Origin of the sequence: Methylobacterium sp. WL18 (genome assembly GCF_008040015.1) — a bacterium.
Lineage (GTDB): Bacteria > Pseudomonadota > Alphaproteobacteria > Rhizobiales > Beijerinckiaceae > Methylobacterium > Methylobacterium mesophilicum.
In genome coordinates, this window is the sequence record NZ_VRVD01000184.1 from 1 (window position 1) to 8,245 (window position 8,245).

The window sequence follows — 8,245 nt, forward strand, 5'->3', positions numbered from 1 at the left end:
ACCCGCGGCCATTCGGCCGGGCCGGGAGCCGGCACCGCCGGCGCGTGGACCCGGGCATCGACCCGGGCGATCAGGTCGAGCTTCCAGGCCCGGCGCTGGACCTGCCACGTCCCAAGCCCGATGAGGACGACGAACACGAAGCAAGCGGCAACGCCGAACACGAGACGTCGCGCGAACGAGAGCGGGGCCGGGGAGGGGTCCGCACCGGAGCCCCCCGCCGACCCCGAAGAAGTCACGTCCGCACGCCCACTCAGCGGGCGTTGTTCATGACGTCGTGGGCATCCATCGGCATCATGTTGTGGTTGAGGTGGTACATCACCCAGACCGAGCCGGCGAGCATGATCACCACAACCATGATGGTGAAGATCAGCGCCAGGAAGGTCCAGCCGCCCTCCGACTTGGTGTTCATGTGCAGGAAGTAGATGATGTGCACGACCATCTGCACGCCGCCCAGCGCCAGGATCACCAAGCTGGTGACGAGGCTGTTGTCGAGCACGTTGCCCATCACCAGCCAGAACGGGATCACCGTCAGGATCACCGACAGGACGAAGCCGGTGATGTAGCTGCCGAAGGAGCCGTGCCCGCCCTCGCTGTGGGCGTGCACGTCGTGGGTCTCCGGACCGTGACCGGTCAGGTGGTGCGCGTCGGCGCTCATTCGAGCACTCCCATCAGGTAGACGACGGTGAACACCCCGATCCAGATCAGATCGAGGAAGTGCCAGAACATCGACAGGCACATCAGGCGCCGCTTGTTCTCGACGATCAGGCCGTGCTTGCGCAGCTGGACCAGCAGCACGACCAGCCAGAGGATGCCCACCGAGACGTGCAGGCCGTGCGTCGCCACCAGGGTGTAGAACGACGACAGGAAGGCGCTGCGCCAGGGCGGGGCGCCCTCATGGAACAGGTGGACGAATTCCCGGATCTCCAGGGCCACGAAGGCCACGCCGAACAGGCCGGTGATCGCGAGCCAGATCTGGGTCTGCTTGATCCGGTCCCGGTCCATCTCCAGCATGGCGAAGCCGTAGGTGATGGACGAGAACAGCAGCATGGCGGTGTTCACCGCGATGCCCGACAGGTCGAACAGATCCTTGGGGGTCGGCCCGGCCGCGTAGCTGCGGCCGAGCACCCCGTAGGTCGCGAACAGGGTCGCGAAGATGAGGCAATCGCTCATCAGGTAGAGCCAGAACCCGAGCATCGTCGAGCCCTCGGAATGATGGCCCTCCTCGTCGGTCTGGTAGAAGACCGGCGCCGCGGCGCCGGGGGGTGCAGTCTCCCCGTGCATCATCGAATCACGCCATTTCCAGTTCGCGCGACCGCTGACCTTCCGTCCGACTGACCGTGTCGGCGGGAATGTAGAAATCGCGGTTGTAGTTGAAGGTGTGGAGGATCGCGACGACGATGATCGCCACGAAGCTGAGCGCCGCCAGCCACCAGACGTACCAGACCATGGCCAGGCCGAAGGTGAAGTTCAGGCCGGCCAGGATGGCGCCGCTGGCGGTGTTCTTGGGCATGTGGATCGGCTTGTAGCCGGTCATCGGCCGGGCGAAGCCCCGGTTCTTCATGTCCCACCACGCATCGGAATCATGCACCACCGGGGTGAAGGCGAAGTTGTAGTCCGGCGGCGGCGAGGAGGTGGACCATTCGAGCGTCCGCCCGCCCCACGGGTCGCCGGTCAGGTCCCGCAGCTTCTCGCGGTTGCGGATCGAGACCACGAACATCACGATCTGCGAGGCGATACCCAAGGCGATGAGCCCCGCGCCGCAGGCCGCGATGACGAACCAGATCTGCAGCGACGGGTCGTCGAAGTGCTGCATGCGCCGGGTCACGCCCATCAAGCCGAGCACGTAGAGCGGCATGAAGGCGACGTAGAACCCGCTCACCCAGAACACGAGCGCCATCTTCCCCCAGAACTCGTCGAGCTTGAACCCGAAGGCCTTGGGGAACCAGAAGGTGACGCCGGCGAACATGCCGAACAGCACGCCGCCGATGATCACGTTGTGGAAGTGCGCGATCAGGAACAGCGAGTTGTGGAGCACGAAGTCGGCCGGGGGCACCGCCAGCAGGACGCCGGTCATGCCGCCGATCACGAAGGTGACGATGAACGCCACCACCCACATCATCGGCACCTCGAACCGGATCCGGCCGCGGTACATCGTGAACATCCAGTTGAAGATCTTCGCGCCCGTGGGGATCGAGATGATCATCGTCGTGATCCCGAAGAACGAGTTCACGTCGGCGCCCGAGCCCATGGTGAAGAAGTGGTGCAACCACACCAGGTAGGCGAGGATGGTGATCACCACCAGCGCGTAGACCATCGAGGTGTAGCCGAACAACCGCTTGCCGCAGAAGGTCGAGGTGATCTCGGAGAACACCCCGAAGGCCGGCAGGATCAGGATGTAGACCTCCGGGTGACCCCAGATCCAGATCAGGTTGAAGTACAGCATGGCGTTGCCGCCAAGGTCGTTCGTGAAGAAGTGCGTGCCGACGTAGCGGTCGAGCGACAGCATCGCCAGGACGGCCGTCAGGATCGGGAAGGCGGCCACGATCAGGATGTTGGTGCACAGCGACGACCAGACGAAGATCGGCAGCTTCATCATCGTCATGCCTGGCGCGCGCATCTTCACGATGGTCGCGATCAGGTTGATGCCCGAGAGCAGCGTCCCGATGCCGGCGATCTGCAGCGCCCAGATGTAGTAGTCGACGCCGACGCCGGGGCTCATGGCGGCCCCCGAGAGCGGCGGGTAGGCGAGCCAGGTGGCGCGCGAGAACTCACCGACGAACAGCGAGACCATGACCAGGATGCCGCCGGCCACCGTCATCCAGAAGCTGAAGTTGTTCAGGAACGGGAAGGCCACGTCGCGGGCGCCGATCTGCAGCGGCACGGCGAAGTTCATGAGCCCCGTGACGAACGGCATCGCCACGAAGAAGATCATGATCATGCCGTGGGCGGTGAAGATCTGGTCGTAATGGTGCGGCGGCAGGAAGCCCTGCTCCGAACCGAACGCCACCGCCTGCTGCGAGCGCATCAGCAACGCATCGGCGAAGCCGCGCAGCAGCATGATCAGGGCGAAGATGCAGTACATGATACCGATCTTCTTGTGGTCGATGGACGTGACCCAGTCACGCCACAGCGGCCCCCAGAAGCGGAAGTAGGTGATCACACCGAGGACGGCGAGGCCGACCACGGCCACGCCGGCGAACGTCGCCTGCAGAATCGGCTCATGATACGGGATCTGCTCGATCGTAAATCGGCCGAGGATCAACTGTTGTAGGTCCATGTTTGTGAACATTGGGATCGGCCCGTTCAATGGGTTCGACGGCGACCGCCGGTTTTGGGTGTGAAGCGCACGCGCGAGGCGCGCGTTCTTACTGGTTGAGCTGCTTGGGCGCGATCTGCCCGCCCTCTTTCTGGCCCTGGCTGTCGGGCGCCTTGATCTCCGGCGCCTTCTCCTGCCCCGGCAGCGCGGACTCGCCCTGACCGCGCGAGTCCGGGTTGCCCATGTCGGGCCGAGGCTTCATGCCCTGCGGCTGCGTCTGCCCGTGCGGGCCGGTCCCGGAGGCCGGCCCGGTGGCGCCGGGAGCCTCGTTGCCGCGATCGGCCATGCGGTTGTCGTACTGAAGCCGATCGTAATTCGCCTGGGCCTCCGCCCCCGAGGCTCCGCCCCGGGCGTCGATCTTCACCATCTCGCCGACGCACATCTGCTCCGGCCGCGGGCACATGCCGATGATCCGGTCGAACAGGCCCTTCGCGTAGGACTTGTAGAACCGCGCCGGCTCGGACTCGCTCGGCTTCTCGAGCTCGAGATAGGCCTCCTGGGTCAGCGCGCCGCCCTGAGCCTTCGTCTTGGCGACCCACTGGTCGAAGGCCTCGTTGGTCACGCCGTTGAACTTGAAGAACATGTTCGAGAAGCCGGCGCCGCTGTAATGCGCCGAGCGGCCCTCGTAGGAACCCTCCCGGTTGATCACGGCATGGAGCTGGGTCTGCATGCCCGGCATCGCGTAGACCATGCCGGCCAATGTCGGGATATAGAACGTGTTCATCACGTCGGTGGCGGTGATCTTGAACTGGATCGGCCGGTCCACCGGGGCGGCGAGTTCGTTCACCGTGGCGATCCCGTATTGCGGGTAGAGGAACAGCCACTTCCAATCCATGGCCACAGCCTCGACCTGCAGCGGCTCGACGCCGGCGGGGACGTCGCGCTTCGCGTCGATCTTGCTAAGCGGCCGGAACGGATCGAGGGTGTGAGTCCCGATCCAGGTGAGGGCGCCCAGCGCGATGATGATCATCAGCGGCGCCGTCCAGATCAGCACCTCGAGCTGGGTCGAGTGGTGCCATTCGGGATCGTACACCGCGTCCTCGTTGGAGGCGCGGTAGCGCCAAGCGAAGAACAGGGTGAAGAAGATCACCGGGATGATGATCAGGAGCATCAGCCCGGTAGCCGCGAGCACGAGGTTGCGCTGCTGCTCGGCGACGTAGCCTGCCGGGCTCATGACCACGAGATTGCAGCCGCCCAGCAGCGCCAGGACCGGCGGCAGGGCGAGGAGCGACACGAGTCGCCGCGCAAGGCCGCTCCGGCGCTCGCTGGGCTCGATCCTGTCCGGGAGAGGGGTCGAAGAGGTCACAGCACTCGTCTCTTTATCCCACGCCGCATGCGCGGCATCCGCGCCGTGTCGCGACTGCGACACGGCCGACAACGTCTGGAAGGAGGCGCGCAGCCTGCGCCGCGCGCTGCCGGCTACATCTGGCGCATCTCGGAGCGGTCGAGGAACAAGGCCGCGAGGGTGCAGACCGCGCCGGACAACAGGTAGACGCCGACCATGGCCAGGCCGTAGCGCTGCGACAGGAACAGCGCCACCAGCGGGGCGAAGCCGGCGCCGACGAGCCAGGCGAAGTCGGAGGTCAGCGCGGCGCCGGTGTAGCGGTAGTGGTTGCCCAACCGGGCCGTCACCGCGCCGGCGGTCTGGCCGTAGGCGAGGCCCAGCAGCATGAAGCCGATCGTGACGTAGATGGTCTGGCCGATCGCGCTCTCGCCGAACAGCAGCGGCGCGATGATGCTGCCGACCGCGAAGAACCCGATCAGCGAGGCGCTCATGATCAGGCAGTTGCGGCGGCCGATCTGGTCGGCGATCAGCCCGGAGGCAGCGATCGCGCCGGCGCAGACGATGGCCCCGGAGAACTGCACGATCAGGAACTCGCCGGGCGAGCGGCTGCTGGTGTTGTTGAGCGCAAGCCAGGCGATCGGGAAGATCGTCACGAGGTGGAACAGGGCGAAGCCGGCCAGGGGCACGAAGGCGCCGCGGATCACGTCGCCGGCATGGTGCCGGAACAGCTCCAGGGCCGGGACCGGGCGGAGCCGGTCGAGGTCCATCATCCGGGCGAACTCTTCGGTGGCGACCAGGCGCAGCCGGGCGAACAGGGCGACGACGTTGATGGTGAAGGCGCAGTAGAACGGGAAGCGCCAGCCCCAGTCGATGAAGTCGGCCTCGTCGAGGTTCACCAGGAAGAAGGCGAATAGCGCGCTCGCGACCATGAAGCCCAGGGGCGCACCGAGCTGCGGGATCATCGCGTACCAGCCGCGGCGCTCCCGGGGCGCGTTCATGGCGAGCAGGGAGGCGAGCCCGTCCCAGGCGCCGCCCAGTGCCAGGCCCTGAAGGATCCGGAGGACCGCCAGGAGGTAAACGGATGAGATGCCGATGCTATCGTAACGCGGCAGGAAGCTGACCGCCGCCGTGGCGCCCCCGAGCAGGAACAGCGCGATCGTGAGCTTGACGCTGCGCCCGTGCCGGCGATCGATCGCCATGAAGATCACGGAGCCGATCGGCCGGGCGATGAAGGCCAGGGCGAAGATCGAGAACGCGTACAGTGTGCCGGTCAGCGGATCGACGAAGGGGAAGAACACCTTCGGGAAAACCAGCACGCAGGCGATGCCGAATACGAAGAAGTCGAAGTATTCGGACGCGCGGCCGATGACCACGCCGATGGCGATCTCGTTCGGGTGGACCTTGTGGTCCCCCATCGCCTGCTGAGCATCGCGCTCAAGGGTCGTGGCCGAGGCCATTGGGGTGTTCGCACTCATGGTTGACTGCCGCCCTCGCCGCGCACCCGTTCGGGCGCCATGGCCGGAACCGCCTCATGCGGCATGTCCAGAGGTATCGCAACCGGCATCCGACGCAAGTTCACCCACTGACGCATGCATGGCACCCCCATGCCAGCCCTGCTGTCCACACATGCGGGGCGGCCTGCTGCGGCGGGCGCAACCCGTCGCCGCGCCGCCGGCCGAGCCCGCTCTCCTAGACCCGGTAATGCGCCGAATTCCGTGACAGGTTGATGTTGTAGTAGGGGTCGGCCCGAAGTTCCGGACCCCAGCGGTCGAGCATGGTCAGCACCTCGCCCTCGAAGCGCTTGCGCTTCTCGGGCGTGTCCTCGGCGCCTCGGCTCTTCGATTCGTGGTGAATCAACTTGGCGAACGGCGTCCACACGATGCGGTAGCCGGCCCGGCGGATCTTGAGGCACAGGTCGACGTCGTTGAAGGCGACCTTCAGGGCCTCGGCATCGAAGCCGCCGACCGCCTCGAACACGTCGGCGCGCATGGCCAGGCAGGCGCCCGTGACCGCCGAGACCTCGTGGGCGATGACCATCCGGCAGAAATAGCCGGGATCGTCGTCCGGCACGCCGAGGTGGCTGTGGCCGGCGACGCCGCCGATCCCCAGCACGATGCCGCCGTGCTGGATGGTCCGGTCCGGGTAGAGCAGCTTCGCCCCGACGGCGCCGACCTCCGGCCGCACCGCGTGCCGCACCAGTTCCCCGAGCCAGCCGGGCTCCAGCACCTCGACGTCGTTGTTGAGGAACAGGAGCACCGGCCCGGCGGCGGCGGCCGCGCCGCGGTTCGACAGGTCCGAGAAGTTGAAGGCCCCGGGGACCGGCACGATGCGCACGCGCGGGTCGTCGCGATACCGGGCGAACAGGGCGGCGGTCTCGGGCTCGCGGCTGTCGTTGTCGACGATCACCACTTCGATGTCGGGATAGTCGGTGCGACCGAGCAGCCCGTCGAGGGTGACCGACAGGATCTCGGCGCGGTCCCGGGTCGGGATGATCGCGGAGACCCGGGGCGGCGGAACCGGAAGCGGCCGGACCAGGCGGTTGAAGCCCGACGGCCCGCGCTCGGCCCGGCCGCCCCAGGGCGCCACGACCTCGTCGAGGGCGCGCAGGCGCGCCGCCTCGGCCTTGGCCAGGGCGCGGTCCGAGAAGGTCCCGGAGCCCTGCGCGGCGCGCCAATGGTAGAGCACCCGCGGGATGTGGCGGATGCGGGACGGGTCGAGCCCGTGGGTCAGCCGCAGCAGCAGGTCGTGGTCCTGGCTGCCCTCGAAGCCCGGGCGCAGGCCGCCGACCGCCCGCAGGGCGTCGGTCCGGACCACGGTGAGGTGGTTGATGTAGTTCTGCGCGTAGAGCAACTCGCGGTCGAAGCCCGCCTTGAAATGCGGGTCGAACCGGCGGCCGCGTCCGTCGATCTTGTCCTCGTCGCTGTAGATCAGCACCAGATCCGGATCGAGGCGGAGCGCCCGGGCGACCTCGTAGAAGGCGTCCTCGGTGAGCACGTCGTCGTGGTCCATGAAGGCGCAGACGACACCGCGGGCGAGGCCCAGGGCGTCGTTGGTGGCCCGGGCGATGTGGCCGTTCTCGGACCGGGCGAGCACGCGGATGCGCGGATCGGCCTCGGCGGCGCGTTCGAGGATCCGGGGGATCGCGGGCCGGGTGGAGGCGTCGTCGACGACGCACAGTTCCCAGCGCGGGTAGAGCTGCGCGCGCAGGGAGGCGAGGGCGGCCTGGAGCACCTTCGGGTCCGGGTCGTGCACCGGCATCAGCACGGAGATCAGCGGCGGATCGGCCCAGGCGGCGATCTCGGCGGCGATCCCGTCCCGCTCCGTCCGGCGATAGCCGTGGGCGCGGATCCAGGCCTCGTATCCGGTCACCCGGCGGTGAGCCAGCGCCCGGCCCAGGAAGCCGCGCGCCCGCACCTTCTTGCCGAGGATCCGCCAGTAGAGCGCCTGCAGGGCCAGCGCCGGCTCGCGCAGGATTGCGCGCGGCACCAGGGTCGGCCGGTCGAGGCGGCGCACCGTGATCCGGCGCAGCCGGGCCGGGACCCGACCGGCGGGATCGGCCACACGCAGGGCGACGACGCCCTCGGGGAGCCGGCCGATCCACGTGAAGGCGCCCCCGCCCGACGCCTCCTGGGGCAGCAGCGGCC

Annotated in this window: 7 protein-coding genes; all 7 read right to left on the reverse strand. The window is 67.6% G+C overall.

Annotation, left to right across the window (positions count from 1 at the left end):
* Nucleotides 1-161: SURF1 family cytochrome oxidase biogenesis protein (locus tag FV228_RS14630; RefSeq protein WP_281406497.1), on the reverse strand; the 161-nt coding region annotated here is incomplete at its 3' end.
* Nucleotides 162-250: 89 nt separating this feature from the next.
* Entirely contained in the window at nt 251-655 is a 405-nt protein-coding gene (gene cyoD, locus FV228_RS14635) for a cytochrome o ubiquinol oxidase subunit IV (RefSeq protein WP_147855292.1), read from the reverse strand.
* Nucleotides 652-1,284 carry a cytochrome o ubiquinol oxidase subunit III gene (cyoC, locus tag FV228_RS14640; RefSeq protein WP_147855293.1) on the reverse strand — a complete coding sequence of 211 codons (633 nt, stop codon included), beginning with the start codon at nt 1,282-1,284 and terminating at the stop codon, nt 652-654. The genes cyoD and cyoC overlap by 4 nt, the downstream gene beginning before the upstream one ends.
* A gap of 4 nt (nt 1,285-1,288) precedes the next feature.
* The gene (gene cyoB / locus FV228_RS14645; protein WP_147855294.1) at nt 1,289-3,289 is read right to left on the reverse strand and encodes a cytochrome o ubiquinol oxidase subunit I; all 2,001 of its coding nucleotides are present in this window, start codon (nt 3,287-3,289) and stop codon (nt 1,289-1,291) included.
* A 76-nt stretch (nt 3,290-3,365) separates the two neighbouring features.
* The gene (cyoA, locus tag FV228_RS14650) at nt 3,366-4,622 is read right to left on the reverse strand and encodes a ubiquinol oxidase subunit II (RefSeq protein WP_147855295.1); all 1,257 of its coding nucleotides are present in this window, start codon (nt 4,620-4,622) and stop codon (nt 3,366-3,368) included.
* 113 nt (nt 4,623-4,735) lie between these two features.
* Entirely contained in the window at nt 4,736-6,076 is a 1,341-nt protein-coding gene (locus tag FV228_RS14655; RefSeq protein WP_147855296.1) for an MFS transporter, read from the reverse strand.
* Between the two features lie 214 nt (nt 6,077-6,290).
* A partial coding sequence (locus FV228_RS14660) for a glycosyltransferase family 2 protein (protein WP_147855297.1) occupies nt 6,291-8,245 on the reverse strand: 1,955 nt, incomplete at its 5' end.

Bases quoted from the DNA above. Each gene is read 5' to 3' on its own strand.
- cyoD (WP_147855292.1), bottom strand. From the start codon at position 655: ATGAGCGCCGACGCGCACCACCTGACCGGTCACGGTCCGGAGACCCAC.
- cyoC (WP_147855293.1), bottom strand. From the start codon at position 1,284: ATGATGCACGGGGAGACTGCACCCCCCGGCGCCGCGGCGCCGGTCTTC.
- cyoB (WP_147855294.1), bottom strand. From the start codon at position 3,289: ATGTTCACAAACATGGACCTACAACAGTTGATCCTCGGCCGATTTACG.
- FV228_RS14655 (WP_147855296.1), bottom strand. From the start codon at position 6,076: ATGAGTGCGAACACCCCAATGGCCTCGGCCACGACCCTTGAGCGCGAT.